The organism is Nocardia rhizosphaerihabitans (genome assembly GCF_014646295.1).
GTDB lineage: Bacteria > Actinomycetota > Actinomycetes > Mycobacteriales > Mycobacteriaceae > Nocardia > Nocardia rhizosphaerihabitans.
In genome coordinates, this window is sequence record NZ_BMNE01000002.1 from 403,836 (window position 1) to 420,839 (window position 17,004).

Here is a 17,004-nt window from a genome sequence, read left to right on the forward strand (position 1 = left end):
CGACCGCCGAGATCGACGCGCTGCGTACGCATCTGACTGCCCAGCTGCCGTCCTACATGGTTCCGGCCGCGTTCGTCGTGCTCGACGCGATGCCGCTGAGCGCCAACGGCAAGCTGGATCGCCGCGCCCTGCCCGATCCGGTGTTCGAGGCCCGCGAGTTCCGCGCGCCGAGCACGCCGATCGAGGAGATCGTCGCCGCCACCTTCGCCGAGGTGCTCGGCCTGTCCGGTGACCGCGCCGTCGGCCTGGACGACGACTTCTTCGACCTGGGCGGCAACTCGCTGATCGCCACCCAGGTGGTCGCCCGCCTCGGCGCCGCCCTGGACACCCGCGTCCCCGTGCGCGTGCTGTTCGAGGCGCCCTCGGTCGCCGCGCTGGCGGCCAAGGTGGAATCGCATGCGGGCAGCGGCAGCCGCCGCGAGCTCGTCGCCGGAGCGCGCCCGGAGCAGATCCCGCTCTCGCTGGCCCAGCAGCGCATGTGGTTCCTCAACCGCTTCGACAGCGCGACCGGGGTCAACAACATCCCGCTCGCCGTCCGCCTGAGCGGCGACCTCGACATCGACGCCCTGCGCCAGGCCGTCGCCGACGTGGTCGACCGGCACGAGGTGCTGCGCACCGTCTACCCCGAGACCGCCGAGGGCCAGGGCGTGCAGGTCGTGCTGCCCGCGGGCCAGGTGCCGATCTCGCTCACCCCGATCACGGTCGCCGAGGACGAGATCCGCGATCGGATCAGCGAGCTCGTGCTCGCCGGGTTCGACGTGACCGCCGAGGTCCCGGTGCGCGCCGCGCTGCTGCGCGTCGCCGGCTCCATGGACGGCTCGCACCCCGACACCCACGTGCTCGTCTTCGTCGTGCACCACATCTCCGGTGACGGCTGGTCGGTGCGCCCGCTGGCCCGCGACGTGATGATCGCCTACGCCGCGCGCTCGCGCGGTGAGGCGCCGGGCTGGGCGCCGCTGCCGGTGCAGTACGCCGATTTCGCGCTGTGGCAGCGCGAGACCCTCGGCGCCGAGGACGACGCGTCGTCGATGATCGCCCAGCAGGTCGCCTACTGGTCCCAGCACCTGGCGGGCCTGCCCGATCAGCTCGACCTGCCCGCCGACCGGCCGCGTCCCGCCGTGGCCTCCAACCGCGGTGGCGTGCACGAGTTCTCGATCGATCCGGCACTCGCGGCGAGCCTGAACGCGCTGGCCCGCGAACACGGCGCCAGCCTCTTCATGGTCGTGCACGCCGCCTTCGCGGCGCTGCTGGCCCGGCTGTCCGGCAACGACGACATCGCCATCGGCACCGCCGTCGCGGGCCGTGGTGAAGCGGTCCTCGACGACGCGATCGGCATGTTCGTCAACACGCTGGTGCTGCGCAGCGCCGTCGATCCGGCCGAGACGTTCACCGAGCTGCTCGCGCAGACCAGGGAAAGCGACCTGGCCGCCTTCGGCCACGCCGACCTGCCGTTCGAGCGGCTCGTGGAGATCCTCAACCCGGCTCGTTCGCAGGCACGTCACCCGCTGTTCCAGGTGATGCTGTCGTTCCAGAACACCGGCGAGGCCTCCTTCGAACTGCCCGGCCTCGAGGTCGCGGGCGTGCCGCTGGACGTGGTCACCGCCAAGTTCGATCTGCACCTGAACCTGGCCGACCGGCACCGCGCCGACGGTTCCGCCGACGGCATGACCGCCGAATTCGCCTACGCCACCGACATGTTCGACGCCGACACCATCGCCGGCCTCGCGCAGCGCCTGGTGCGGATGCTCACCGCCGTGGTCGCCGCGCCGGATCGGGCGATCGGCGAGGTCGAGCTGCTGGCCCCGGCCGAATACCGCCAGGTCGTCACCGACTGGAACGCCACCGCGCACCCGGTCGACGAGGCGGCGACGCTGGTGTCGATGTTCGAGGCACAGGCCGCGACCAGCCCGAACGCGACCGCCCTCACTTTCGAGGGGACGAGTCTGTCCTACGGCGGGTTCGCCGCGCGGGTGAACCGCCTGGCTCGCCGCCTCATCGCCCAGGGCGTGGGCCCGGACACCATGGTCGCGCTCGGCATGCGCCGCTCGCTGGACCTGGTGATCGGCATGTACGCGGTGAGCGTGGCCGGCGGCGCGTATGTGCCGCTGGACCCCGACCACCCGGCCGAGCGCACTCACTACGTGCTCGAGACCGCCGCGCCGGTCTGCGTATTGACCACCGCGCGTGACGAATTCGACGCAGGCTCGACCACCGCGCTGAACATCGAGAGCCTGGATCTGTCGGGCTACTCCGCCGCGCCGGTCACCGATGCCGAGCGGATCGCGCGGCTGCGTCCGTCGAACACCGCGTACGTGATCTTCACGTCCGGTTCGACCGGTCGTCCGAAGGGTGTGGCGGTCAGCCACGGTGCGATCGTCAATCGTCTGGTGTGGATGCAGGCCGCCTACGGCCTCACCGCAGACGATGTGGTGTTGCAGAAGACCCCCGCCACGTTCGACGTGTCGGTGTGGGAGTTCTTCTGGCCCTTGCAGATCGGCGCACGTCTGGTCGTCGCGAAGCCCGACGGTCACCGCGATCCGGCCTACCTGGCCGAGGTCATCGCCACCGAGGGCGTCACCACCGCGCACTTCGTGCCGTCGATGATGTCGGTGTTCGTGGCCGAGCTGGCCGAGTCCGCCGCCGTCGCCCTGGCCGACGGCAGGCAGACCAGCAGCAGCCTGCGCCTGGTCTTCGCCTCCGGCGAGGCGCTGCCCGCGCCGACCGCTCAGCGTCTGCGCGCGCTCACCGGCGCGGCCCTGCACAACCTGTACGGCCCCACCGAGGCCGCGGTCGACGTCACCTTCCACGAGGTCACCGACGCCGACACCACCTCGGTGCCGATCGGCGCCCCGGTCTTCAACACCCAGGTGTACGTGCTGGATTCGCGCCTGCACCCGGTGCCCGTCGGCGTGCCCGGCGAGCTGTACCTGGCCGGTGTCCAGCTGGCGCGCGGCTATGTCGCGCGGCCGGACCTGACCGCCGACCGCTTCGTCGCCGACCCGTTCGGCGAGGACGGCGCCCGCATGTACCGCACCGGTGACCTCGTCACCTGGACAGCCGACGGTGAGCTGGAGTACCTGGGCCGCACCGACTTCCAGGTGAAGCTGCGCGGTCTGCGCATCGAGCTCGGCGAGATCGAGTCCGCGCTCACCGCGCTGCCGTCGATCGCCCAGTCGGTCGTGGTCGTGCGCTCCGACGAGCGCCTCGGCGACCAGCTGGTCGGCTACCTGATCCCGGCCGCGGGCGCGAGCATCGACCTCGATGCCGTGCGCGCCGAACTCGGCGGCGCGCTGCCGACGTACATGGTGCCCACCGCGTTCGTGATCCTGGATGCCTTCCCGCTCAACGCTTCCGGCAAGCTCGACCGCAAGGCGCTGCCCGCGCCGGTGTTCGAGGCCAAGGTGTTCCGCGCGCCGGCGACCCCGATCGAGGAGATCGTGGCAGGCACCTTCGGTGACGTGCTCGGGGTGGCCCGGGTCGGCGCCGACGACGACTTCTTCGAACTCGGCGGCAACTCGCTGCTGGCCACCCAGGTCACCGCCCGCATCGGCGCCGCCCTGGACACCCAGCTCTCGGTGCGCGACCTGTTCGAGGCGTCCACCGTGTCCGCGCTCGCCGCCCGCGCCGAGCACAACGCCGGTTCCGGCCGGACCCGCCCGCGCCTGACGGCGGGGGAGCGGCCCGCGATCATCCCGCTCTCGCCCGCCCAGCAGCGCTACTGGTTCCTCAACCAGTTCGACACCTCCACCTCCGCGGTGGACAACATCCCGCTGGCCGTTCGCCTCACCGGCGAGCTCGACGTGCCCGCGCTCGAGCAGGCCATCGGTGACGTGTTCGCCCGGCACGAGATGCTGCGCACCACCTACCCGCGCTCGGCCGACGGCCCGCACCAGGTGATCCTGCCGATCTCGCAGAGCCGCGCCGTCGTGCACCACATCGAGGTCGACGAGGCCGATCTGCTCGGCACCGTCATCGAATTCGCCATGACCACCTTCGACGTCACCGAAGAGGTGCCGCTCAAGGTCGCCCTGTTCAAGCTGAACGACACCGACCACGTGCTCGCGTTCACCGTGCACCACGTCTCCGCCGACGGTTCGTCGATGGGCCCGCTGGCCCGCGACATCATGGCCGCCTACGTCGCCCGCGTGCAGGGTGAGGCCCCGCAGTGGGCGCCGCTGCCGGTGCAGTACGCCGACTACGCGCTGTGGCAGCGCGAGGTCCTCGGCGACGAGACCGACCCGGAATCGCTGGCCGCCAAGCAGGTCGCGTACTGGAGCAAGGCCCTGGCGGGCCTGCCCGATCAGCTGGAACTGCCCGCCGACCGGCCGCGCCCGCCCGCGCAGTCGTTCCAGGGCAAGGCGATCCGCTTCGAGATCGACCCGGCGCGTCACGCCGCCCTGCACGAGCTGGCACGGGCGAACAACGCCTCGCTGTTCATGGTCGTGCACGCCGCCCTCGCGGTGCTGCTCGCGCGCCTGTCCGGCACCGACGACATCGCGGTCGGCACCCCCATCGCGGGCCGTGGTGAGCGCGAACTCGACGACCTGATCGGCATGTTCGTCAACACCCTGGTGTTCCGCACCGCCATCGACCCGGCGGCCTCGTTCGCCGAACTGCTGGCCGACGTGCGCGAACGAGACCTGGAAGCCTTCGCCAACGCCGACGTGCCGTTCGAGCGCCTGGTCGAGGTGCTCAACCCGGTGCGCTCCACCGCGCGCAACCCGCTGTTCCAGGTGGGCCTGTCGTTCCAGAACCTGGCCGACACCACCTTCGAACTGCCCGGCCTGACCGTCAGCGCCGTGGACTACGACTCGCAGCTGGCCAAGACCGACCTGCATGTCACCCTCTACGACCGCTACACCGACGACGGCGCACCGGCCCAGCTGGTCACCGAATTCGGTTACGCCATCGACCTGTTCGACGAGGCGACGGTCCAGAGCTTCGCCGACCGCTTCCTGCTGGTGCTCGACGCGGTCGCCGCCGACGCGACCGTCCCGGTGGGCGATATCGACCTGCTCACCACGCCGGAGTCCGAGCAGATCGTCACCGCGTGGAACGACACCGCGCACGCGATCGACACCGACGCCACCCTGGTGTCGCTGCTCGACGCCACCGTGGCGGCGACCCCCGAGGCCGTGGCGCTGGTCGTCGACGAGGCGGATGGTCGCCGTGAGCTGACCTACGCCGAGCTCGATGCCGAGGTGAACCGTCTCGCGCGGCACCTGATCTCGCTGGGTATCGGCACCGAGGACCGGGTGGCCCTGGCCATCCGCCGTTCCGCGGAACTGATCATCGCGATGTACGCGGTGGCCCGCACCGGCGCCGCCTACGTGCCGATCGACCCCGATCAGCCCGCCGAGCGCACCGACTACATCCTGGAGACGGCCGCGCCCGCGGTCGTGCTGACCACGGCGAACGCCGAATTCAGCACGGCGGCGGCGGAAGTGGTCGTCCTCGACGAGCTCGACCTGAGCGGTGTCAGCGCTGCCGCGATCACCGAGCGTCGTGGTGACCTGGTGCCCGCGAACACCGCGTACGTGATCTTCACGTCCGGCTCCACCGGCAAGCCCAAGGGTGTCGCGGTCTCGCACGGCGCGATCGTCAACCAGTTGCTGTGGGAGACGGCCGAATTCGGCATCGGTGCCGACGACGCGGTGCTGCTCAAGACCGCGGCGACCTTCGACCTCTCGGTCTGGGAGTTCTGGACCGCCGCCGTCGCCGGTGGCCGCCTCGTGGTCGCCACCGCCGACGGCCACCGCGACCCGGCCTACCTGAACGACCTGATGCGGGCCACCGGTGTCACCACGCTGCACGCGGTGCCGTCGATGCTCGACGCGCTGCTCACCGAGTCGGGTGCCGCGCTGCCGCGCACGCTGCGCCGGGTGCTGGCCATCGGTGAGGCGCTGCCCGCGTCCACCGCGCAGCGCTTCCGCAGCGCCAACGCCGCGGAACTGTTCAACCTGTACGGCCCGACCGAGGCCGCGGTCTCGATCACCAGCCACGCGGTGACCGATGCCGATCAGGTGTCGGTGTCGATCGGTGCGCCGGAGTGGAACAGCCGTGTCTACGTGCTGGATTCGCGTCTGCGCCCGGTGCCGGTCGGTGTCTCCGGTGAGCTCTACCTGGCCGGCGCCCAGCTGGCCCGCGGCTACTACGGCCGCGCGGATCTCACCGCCGACCGCTTCGTCGCCGACCCGTTCTCCGAACTCGGCGAGCGCATGTACCGCACCGGTGACCTGGTGGCCTGGAACGCCGACGGCGAACTGGACTACCGCGGCCGCACCGACTTCCAGGTGAAGATCCGCGGCTTCCGCATCGAGCTCGGCGAGATCGAGGCCGCCCTGCTGCGGCAGGCGGATATCACCTCCGCCGCGGTGCTCGCCCACACCGACCCCGTCGTCGGCGACCGCCTGGTGGCCTACGTGGTGGCCGGTGCCGAGGTCGACAAGCTGGCTCTGCGCTCCGCCCTGGCCGCCGAGCTGCCGTCCTACATGGTCCCGACCGTGTTCCTGCAGCTCGATGCCCTGCCGCTCAATGCCAACGGCAAGCTGGACCGCAAGGCCCTGCCGGAGCCCGAGGTCGAGAAGGCCGTGTTCCGCGCGCCGGTCAGCCCGAGCGAGCAGCTCGTGGCCGCCACCTTCGCCGAGGTCCTTCGTCTCGGCGCCGACAAGCGCTTCGGCCTCGACGACGACTTCTTCGCCTGGGGCGGTAACTCGCTGCTGGCTACGCAGGTCGCCGCTCGCCTCGGCGAGGCGCTGAACACCCGCATCCCGGTGCGCCTGCTGTTCGAGGCGTCCACGGTCGCCGCGCTGGCGCACCGCATCGAGCAGCACGCCGAGACCGGTGATCGCAAGGCGCTCACCGCCGGTCCGCGTCCGGAGCGCATCCCGCTCTCGCTCGCGCAGCAGCGCATGTGGTTCCTCAACCGCTTCGACACCCAGTCGGCGGCCTACAACGTGCCCGTCGCGGTCCGCCTCACCGGCGACCTCGATGTGGCCGCGCTGCGCGCCGCGATCACCGACCTGGTGTCGCGCCACGAGATCCTGCGCACGGTGTACCCGCAGACCGAAGCCGGTGCGGCACAGGTGATCCTGTCGCCCGCGCAGGCCGCGCCGGAACTGCTGGAACGCATCGTCGCCGCCGACGAGGTGGAATCGGCTGTCGCGGAACTGATGTCGACCATCTTCGACGTCACCGTCGAGGTGCCGCTCAAGGTGGCCCTGTTCCGGGTCGAGAACACCGACGAGTTCGTGCTCGCCATGGTCGTGCACCACATCTCCGGTGACGGCTCCTCGGTCGCCCCGCTGACCCGCGACCTGATGACCGCCTACGCGGCCCGCTCCACCGGTCAGGAGCCCGGCTGGGCGCCGCTGGCCGTGCAGTACGCGGACTACAGCATCTGGCAGCGCGAACTGCTCGGCAGCGAGGACGATCCGGACTCGATGGCAGCCAAGCAGGTCGCGCACTGGAAGCAGGCCCTGGCGGACCTGCCCGATCAGCTCGACCTGCCCGCCGACCGCCCGCGCCCCGCGGTGCAGACCTTCGCGGGCAGCAAGGTCGACGTACAGATCGACGCCGACACCCACCGCGCGCTGGTCGAGCTGGCCCGCGCCGAGGGCGCGACGCTGTTCATGGTCGTGCACACCGCCCTCGCGGTGCTGCTTGCCCGCCTGTCCGGCACCGACGACATCGCCATCGGCACCCCGATGGCCGGTCGTGGCGAGGCCGCCCTCGACGACATGGTCGGCATGTTCGTCAACACCCTGGTGTTCCGCACCAAGGTCGACGGCGGCGAGGCGTTCACCGAGCTGCTGGCCCGGCAGCGCGAGGACGACATCGCGGCGTTCGCCAATGCCGATGTGCCGTTCGAGCGCCTTGTCGAGGTCCTCAACCCGGTCCGCTCCACCGCGCGGCACCCGCTGTTCCAGGTCGGTCTGTCGTTCCAGAACCTCAGCCGCGCCACCCTGGAACTGCCGGGCCTGACGGTGTCCGGTCTCGACATCGACTCCCAGCTGTCGCAGTTCGACCTGCACCTGATCGCCACCGACCGCTACGGCGATGTCGGTGAGCCCGAAGGCATTTCGGGCATCTTCACCTACGCGACCGACCTGTTCGACCACGCCACGGTCGAGGGCTTCGTCGAGCGTTTCGTCCGTCTGCTCGGCGCGATCGTCGCCACCCCGCGCACCGCGGTCGGCGACATCGAGCTGCTCGCACCGGCCGAACGGGCCCAGATCCTGGACGCCCGCAACGCGACCGCCTACCGGGTCGACACCGAGGCCACCCTGGTCTCGCTGCTCGACGCGACGGTGGCCGCCGATCCGAAGTCGACAGCCCTGGTCACCGACGACGGCGCCCAGCTGACCTACGCCGAACTCGACGCGAAGGTGAACCGCCTCGCGCGGCACCTGATCTCGCTCGGCGTCGGCCCGGAGGCCCGCGTCGCGCTGGCGCTGCGTCGCTCGGTGGACTTGATCGTCGCGATGTACGCGGTGGCCAAGTCCGGTGGCGCGTACGTGCCGGTCGACCCCGATCAGGCGGCCGAGCGCACGAACTACATCCTCGAGACGGCGGCACCGGTCTGTGTGCTGACCAACGCCGAGGCCGAGTTCGACACCGATGTCGCGCCGCTGGTGCGCGTCGACGAGCTCGAGCTCGACGAGGTCGGTGCCGCACCGATTTCCGATGCGGAGCGCACCGCGCCGCTGCGTCCGGAGAACACCGCGTACGTGATCTTCACGTCCGGTTCGACCGGCCGCCCGAAGGGTGTCGCGGTGCCGCACGGCGCCATCGCCAACCAGCTCCAGTGGAAGCTGATCGAGTTCGGCATGGACGCCGCCGACGCGGTGCTGCTCAAGACCGCCGCGACCTTCGACCTCTCGGTCTGGGAGTTCTGGTCGGCCGCCGTCTGCGGTGGTCGCCTGGTCATCGCCTCGGCCGAGGGTCATCGCGATCCGGCGTACCTGAACGAGCTGATGTCGCGCGAGTGGGTCACCACCCTGCACGTGGTGCCGTCCATGCTCGACGCGCTGCTGGCCTCGGGCATGCCCGATTCGCTGTGGCGAGTGCTGGCGATCGGTGAGGCGCTGCCGGGTTCGCTCGCGCAGCGGTTCCGCACCGCGTTCCCACGCACCGAGCTGTTCAACCTGTACGGCCCCACCGAGGCCGCGGTCTCGATCACCTCGCATCGGGTGAACGCCGCCGACCAGGGTTCGGTCTCCATCGGTGGGCCCGAGTGGAACAGCCAGGTGTACGTCCTCGACGCGCGACTGCGCCCGGTGCCGGACGGCGTCGCGGGCGAGCTGTACCTCGCGGGCGCGCAGCTGGCCCGCGGCTACTTCGGTCGCGCCGACCTGACCGCGGACCGTTTCGTGGCCAACCCGTTCACCCCCGGTACCCGCATGTACCGCACCGGTGACCTGGTGGCCTGGCACAACGGCGAGCTGGACTACCGTGGCCGCACCGACTTCCAGGTGAAGATCCGCGGCTTCCGTATCGAGCTCGGCGAGATCGAGGCCGCGCTGCTGGCGCTGCCCGAGATCGCGCAGGCCGCCGTCATCGCCAAGTCCGACCCGCGCACCGGCGATCGCCTCGTCGCGTACCTGGTCGGTACGGATATCGATGTGGCGCAGGTGAAGTCGACGCTGGCCGCCGGGCTGCCGTCGTACATGGTGCCCGCCGCGTTCGTGGTGATGGACGCGCTGCCGCTGAACGTCAACGGCAAGCTCGACCGCAAGGCGCTGCCGGAGCCGGAGTTCGAGGCCCAGGCCTTCCGCGCGCCGTCCACCCCGATCGAGGAGATCGTGGCGGGCGTGTTCGCGGACGTGCTCGGCGCCGAGCGCGTCGGCGCCGACGACGACTTCTTCGCCCTCGGCGGCAACTCGCTGCTGGCTACCCAGGTCGCGGCCCGCCTCGGCGCCGCCCTGGACAGCCGGGTGCCCGTGCGCCTGCTGTTCGAGGCGTCGACCGTCGCCGGTCTGGCGGTGAAGGTCGAGCAGGGTGCCGGCGCCGGTGGGCGTCGCGCGCTGGTCGCCGGACCGCGCCCGGAGCAGGTGCCGCTGTCGCTCGCGCAGCAGCGCATGTGGTTCCTGAACCAGTTCGACACCAGCTCCGCGGTCAACAACATCCCGGTCGCCGTCCGCCTGACGGGCGCGCTGGATGTCGGGGCGCTGCAGCTCGCGGTCGCCGATGTGCTGGCCAGGCACGAGACCCTGCGCACGGTGTACCCGTCGACCGACGGCACCCCGCACCAGGTGATCCTGCCGGTCGAGGGCAATGTCCCGGATCTGACGCCGGAAACCGTTGCGCCCGACCAGGTCCGCGACAAGATCGCCGCGCTGATCTCCGCCGGCTTCGACGTGCTCGACGAAGTTCCGTTGCGCGCCAAGCTTCTTCGCGTGGCGGACGACGAGTTCATCCTCGTCTTCGTCGCCCACCACATCAGTGCCGACGGCTGGTCCATGGGCCCGCTGACCCGCGACGTGATGGTGGCCTACGCCGCCCGAGCCGCCGGGGAACGCCCGGGCTGGGCGCCGATGCCGGTGCAGTACGCCGACTTCAGCGTCTGGCAGCGCGACGTCCTCGGCTCCGAAGCCGACGACGCCAGCCTGATCTCCCAGCAGGCCGACTACTGGAAGCGCGCGCTCGCCGGCGTCCCCGACGAGCTGAACCTGCCGCTGGACCGGCCGCGTCCGAGCACGCAGTCCTTCGCCGGTGGCCGGGTGCTGTTCCCGATCGACACCGAGATCCACGCCGGACTCTCGGCCATCGCCCGCGAACAGAACGCGACGCTGTTCATGGTTGTGCACACTGCGCTCGCGGTGTTCCTGGCGCGCATGTCGGGCACCGAGGACATCGTCATCGGCACCCCGATCGCCGGCCGTGGCGAGGCCGAACTCGACGACGTCATCGGCATGTTCGTCAACACCCTGGCCCTGCGCACGCAGGTGGGTGGCCAGCTCAGCTTCGCCGAGCTGCTGACCCAGGCCAAGGAAGCCGACCTGGCCGCCTTCGCGCACGCCGACATCCCGTTCGAGCGCCTGGTGGAACTGCTCAACCCCGAGCGCTCCACCGCGCGGCATCCGCTGTTCCAGGTGGCGCTGTCGTTCGAGAACCTGCCCGACGCCAGCTTCGAGCTGCCGGGCCTGTCGGTCTCGGCGGTCGACTTCGACGTCGACACCGCCAAGTTCGACCTGCTGCTCACCGTGCGTGAGGCGGCGGCCGGCGACGAGGCCGGCGCCTATGCCGAGTTCTCCTACGCCAGTGACCTGTTCGACCAGTCGACGGTCGAGAAGTTCGCGCAGCGCTTCCAGCGTCTGCTCGCCGAGGTCGTCACCGACACCACCACCCCGGTCGGCGATCTCGAACTCCTCGACGGTACCGAGCGCACCGAACTGCTCACCCGCACCGGCGGTCCCGCCGCGTCGACGAGCACACTGCCCGAGCTGCTGGCCCAGGCCGTCGCGGCCAACCCGGCCGGTCAGGCGATCGTCGCGCCCGGCGAGTCGGCCTCCTCGCTGACCTACGCCGAGCTCGACGCGGCCTCCTCGCGTCTGGCACGGGTGCTGATCGAGCGTGGTGCGGCACCGGAGACGGTCGTCGCCATCGCCATGCAGCGTTCGCTCGACACCACCCTCGCCATCTGGGCTGTCATCAAGTCGGGTGCGGCGTTCCTGCCGGTCGACCCGAAGTACCCGGCCGAGCGCATCGCGCACATGATGTCGGACTCCGGTGCGGCACTGGGTATTACGGTGTCCGCCGAGGTCGAGCACCTGCCCGCGCCCGCACTGGGTGACTGGCTGGTTCTCGACGACGCGGCGCTGCGGACCGAGATCGCCGAACAGCCGGACGCGCCGATCACCGACGCGGACCGTCATGGCGCCGTCCGGTCCGGCAACACGGCCTACATGATCTACACCTCGGGTTCGACGGGCCTGCCCAAGGGCGTCGTCGTCACCCACACCGGTGTGGCCAACTTCGCCGCCGCCCAGGTCGCGCAGTTCGGTCTCGACAACAACGCCCGCACCCTGGCGTTCGCCTCACCGTCGTTCGACGCGTCGATCCTCGAGTTCCTCCTCGCGGTCGGCTCGGCGGGCACACTGGTCATCACCCCGGTCGGCGTGGTCGGCGGCGAGGAACTGGCCGAGATCATCGTGGGTCAGCAGCTGACCCACGTGTTCCTCACTCCGCTGGTCGCGGCGTCGATGGAACCCGCGGCGCTGGCCGAGGTGGAAGCGCTGATCGTCGGTGGCGACAAGGCCCCGGTCGACCTGGTCGCGAACTGGCACAGCGCGGGCACCGACTCGGCGCGCCACCGGTTCTACAACGCCTACGGCCCGACCGAGGCGACCATCGCGACCAACCTGTCCGATCCGCTGCTGCCCGGCGACACCATGAACATCGGTGGCCCCATCGCCGGCGCCACCGTGTACGTGCTCGACAACCGCCTGCGCCCGGTCCCCGAGGGCGTGGCCGGTGAGCTGTACCTGGGCGGCGTCCCGCTGGCCCGCGGCTACCACGCGCGCCACGGCCTCACCGCCGAGCGCTTCGTGGCCAGCCCGTACGCCGAGGGCGAGCGCCTGTACCGCACCGGTGACGTCGTCGCCTGGCGCACCGTCAACGGCAAGTCCGTCGTGGAATACGTGGGCCGCAACGACTTCCAGGTGAAGATCCGCGGTTTCCGCATCGAACTGGGCGAGATCGACGCGGTCCTCACCGCGCACGACGACGTCGAGTTCGCCGCCACCATCGGCCGCAAGACCGACGCGGGCGCCACCATCCTGGTGTCCTACGTGCGAGGCAACGTGGACCCGGCCGCCCTGGTCGAGTACGCGACGCAGCACCTGCCCGCGCACATGGTGCCCGCCGCCGTCATGGTGCTCGACGAGATCCCGCTGACCCCCGCGGGCAAGCTGGACCGTCGCGCCCTGCCCGAGCCGGTCCTCGCTCCGCGCGAGTTCCGCACGCCCACCAGCGAAGTCGAGGCGATCATCGCCACCGTCTTCGCCGAGGTGCTCGGTGTCGACGCCGTCGGCCTGGACGATTCGTTCTTCGCCCTCGGCGGTGACTCGATCCTGTCCATCCAGCTCGTCTCGCGGGCCAAGGACCGCGGCGTGCTGTTCAAGCCGCGCGACGTGTTCGAGAAGCGCAGTGTGGCGGGCCTGGCCGAGATCGCCGTGCTCGCGGGCGATTCCGAGCAGATCGTGCTGGAGGAACTGCCCGGCGGCGGTGTCGGCGACATCCCGATGCTGCCGATCATGCGCCAGATCCTGAGCAGCGGCTCCACCTACGACCGGTTCTCCCAGTCGATGGTGCTGCGCCTGCCGGAGAACATCACCGACGAGGTCCTGCACGCCACCATCGGCGCGGTCTTCGACCACCACGATGTGCTCCGTTCGCGGGTCGCTCGTATCGCGGAGCGACCGGCGGGCCTGGAGGCGGTAGCGGAGCGTCACCACGCAGGGCCCTCGGGAGCGGAGCAGTCGGACACTGCTGGTGAGTGGGTCTTCGAGGCGCTGGCGCCGGGCGAGGTAGACGTGGCCGCGCTGGTGCGTCGCGTCGAGGTGCCGGGCGAGATCGGTGACGAGCAGCTGTCCAAGCTGGCCAGCATCGAATACGACGAGGCCATGGGCCGACTCGATCCGGCGAACGCCGCCATGGTGCAGTTCGTCTGGTTCGCCTTCGGCGAGAACGCCGACGGCGCGCGCCGTCGCGACGCGCTGCTCATCGTCGGCCACCACTTCGTGATCGACGGTGTCTCCTGGCGCATCCTGATCCCGGACCTCGGCATGGCCTGGGGCCAGATCGCCGCCGGTCAGCCGGTCGCGCTGCCCGCCAACGGCACCTCGATGCGGCGCTGGGCGCACAGCCTGGTCGAGCAGTCGGCCGATCGTCGCGCGGAACTGCCGTTCTGGCGCGAGGTCTCGGCGACCGCCGATCCGCAGCTGGGCGCGCGGGCGTTCGACCCGAAGGTCGACACCTTCGCGACCGTCGACCGGGTGCAGGTCACCCTCTCGCCGGAGGTCACGGACGCGGTGCTCACCGCCATCCCGGGCCTGTACCACGGCGGGGTCAACGACGGTCTGCTCACCGCACTCGCGCTGGCCGTATCGCGGTGGCGCGGTGACGAATCCGGTACCGCGGCGCTGATCAAGCTGGAGGGCCACGGCCGCCAGGAAGAGATCGTCGCCGGTGCCGACCTGTCGCGCACCGTCGGCTGGTTCACCACCGCCTTCCCGGTCCGGCTCGACCTGGCAGGCGCCGATCTCGACGACGCCTTCGCGGGCGGCGCCGTGCTCGGTGACGTGATCAAGTCGGTCAAGGAGCAGATGCTGGGCGTGCCCGACAAGGGCATCGGCTACGGCATGCTCAAGTACCTGACCGCCGAGGGTGCCGATCTGCCGTCCGTCGGCCAGATCAGCTTCAACTACCTCGGTCGCGCGACGGCGGGCGAGATTCCCGCCGAACTCGCCGAACTCGGCTGGGTGCCGGTGGCCGATCTGGGCCAGCTCGACGCCGAGATGGACCTGGACATGCCGGCCAACGCGACGCTGGACATCAACGCCATCGTCAACGACGGCGACGAGGGCCCGCAGCTGGGCGCGAACATCGCGTTCCCGACCGGGCTGCTCACCGCCGACCAGGCCAAGGAGTTCGCCGACCTGTTCGTGGCCGCGCTGACCGCGCTGGCCACCCACGCGCAGCGCGCCGACGCGGGCGGTTTCACCCCGTCCGACATGCCCCTGGTGCGCGTCGATCAGTCCGATATCGAGCTGTGGGAAGGCAACTACCCGGCACTGTCGGAGATCTGGCCGCTCTCGCCGCTGCAGGCCGGCCTGATGTTCCACGCCATGCTCAGCTCGGCCACCGTCGACGTGTACACCGTGCAGGCCGTGCTCGACCTGACCGGCACGCTCGACACCGAGCGGCTGCGGCGCGCGGCCCAGGCGGTGCTCGACCGGTACCCGAACCTGCGCACCGCGTTCGTCACCGACTCGGCCGGTCAGCCGGTGCAGGTCGTGATGTCGGAGCTCGAGGTCCCGTGGCGCGAGGTCGACCTGACCGACCTGCCCGAGGACGAGCGCCTGCCGCGCATGCAGCAGCTGCTGGTCGCCGATCGCGCCAACCAGTTCGACATGGCCACGGCCCCGCTGATCCGCTTCGGTCTCTACAAGACCGGCGAGGGGCAGTCGCACCTGGCGATCACGGTGCACCACATCCTGATCGACGGCTGGTCCATGCCGCTGCTCATGCGCGACCTGCTTGTCCTCTACGCGGTGCACGGTGACCTCACCGCGCTGCCGCGCGTGGCCTCCTACCGCAACTTCCTGTCCTTCCTGTCGGGCTGGGATCGCGAAGTGTCGCTGCAGGTCTGGGCCGAGGCGCTGAACGGGGTCGAAGGCCCCACCCAGCTGGCGCCCGCGCCGCGCACCGAGGAGCGCTACGAGCTCGGCAAGGTCATCGTCGAGATCGACAACGACCGCACCAGGGCGCTCGGCAAGTTCGCGGGCGAACTCGGTGTCACCGTGAACACGCTGCTCCAGACCGCGTGGGGCATCGTCGTCGGCCGCCTGACCGGCCGCGACGACGTGGTGTTCGGCGCGACCGTGTCCGGCCGCCCGGCCGAACTGCCCGGCGTCGAGTCGATGGTCGGCCTGTTCATCAACACCCTGCCGGTGCGGATCCAGATCGATGACCGGATCAGCGCGGAGGAGCTGACCAAGCGGGTGCAGGCCGAGCAGGCCGACCTGCTCAGCCATCACTTCGTCGGCCTGTCCGACATCCAGCGGGTGGCCGGGGCCGGTGCGCAGTTCGACACCCTGCTGGTGTTCGAGTCCTACCCGATGGACAAGGACGCTGTCACCGCGGCGAGCTCGATCGACGGCATGCAGGTCACCGGTGTCGGCCTCGACGACGCCACCCACTACCCGCTCACGCTGGTGGTGATGGCCGAGTCGACCATCGAGATCACCCTGCGCTACCTGCGCAGCACCTACACCGAGGACGAGGTCCGCACCTTGTCCGCGCGTCTGCTGCGGGTGCTCGACGAGCTGCTCGACAACCCGACCGGCCTGGTCGGCGACATCGACATCCTCGACGCGGGCGAACGCGCCCAGCTGCTCGCCGAATCCGGTGTGACCGCGGCCGTTTCGGCGCCGGTCGCCACGGCGGGCGTCGGCGCGCAGACGGTGGCCAAGGTGCTCGCCGAGGTCGTCGAAGCCGACCCGCAGGCTCCCGCCCTGCTCCGAGGCGACAGCGAAATCGCCTACAGCGCACTGGATCGCAAGTCCTCGCAGCTGGCCCGGGTGCTCATCGCGCGCGGTGCGGGCCCCGGCGATATCGTCGCGATCTCGCTGCCGCGCAGCGTGGATTCGGTCCTCGCTGCCTGGGCCATCCAGAAGGCGGGCGCCGCGGTCCTGTTCGCCGGCGAGCTGTCCGGCGTCGAGATCGCCGCGACCGGTGCGTCCTACGGCATCAGCGACGCTCCCGTCGCCGGCGTCGCGGGCGACTGGCTGATCCTGCCCGACGTGGAAGCCGAGATCGCCGCCGCCGCGGCGCATCCCGTCTCCTACGCCGACCGGGTCCGCCCGCTGTCCGAAGACCACCCCGCCTTCGTGACGGCCGCGGCGGAGGCGAACTCGACGCTCACCCAGAGCGCCGCGCTCGCCCTCGCCAAGACCCTGCGCGACACCCACGGCATCGACTACGAATGCACCACCTTCACCACCCACGCCTCCGGCCCGGCCGCCATCCAGGAATTCCTGGTCTCGGCCACCGCGGGCGCCCTGTCGGTCCTCCCCGACGGCCCGGTCGAAGACGACCTGTCCGACGGCGAGGTCACCCACTGGTTCGTCGCCCCCGGCGACCCGACCGATGCGGCAGACGGTGAAGTCACGGTGATCGTCGCCGAATAGGCAGGAGCGCCGAGCGCCGCGGAGATCACCTCCGCGGCGCTCGGCGCACCCATCGGTACCGGCCTCGACAGTGCCGCCCGAGATCCGAGGG

General features: G+C 70.8%; 1 protein-coding gene (cut by a window edge). It reads left to right on the forward strand.

What is annotated here, in order from left to right; all coding sequences use genetic code 11:
* Positions 1-16,913, forward strand: the end of a protein-coding gene (locus IEY60_RS08275) for a non-ribosomal peptide synthase/polyketide synthase (protein WP_189025763.1). The gene continues 26,920 nt to the left of window position 1, outside the view; 16,913 of the gene's 43,833 nt are visible here — the last part of the coding sequence; the start codon falls outside the window, past its left edge; its stop codon occupies positions 16,911-16,913.
* Positions 16,914-17,004 lie beyond the last annotated feature (91 nt).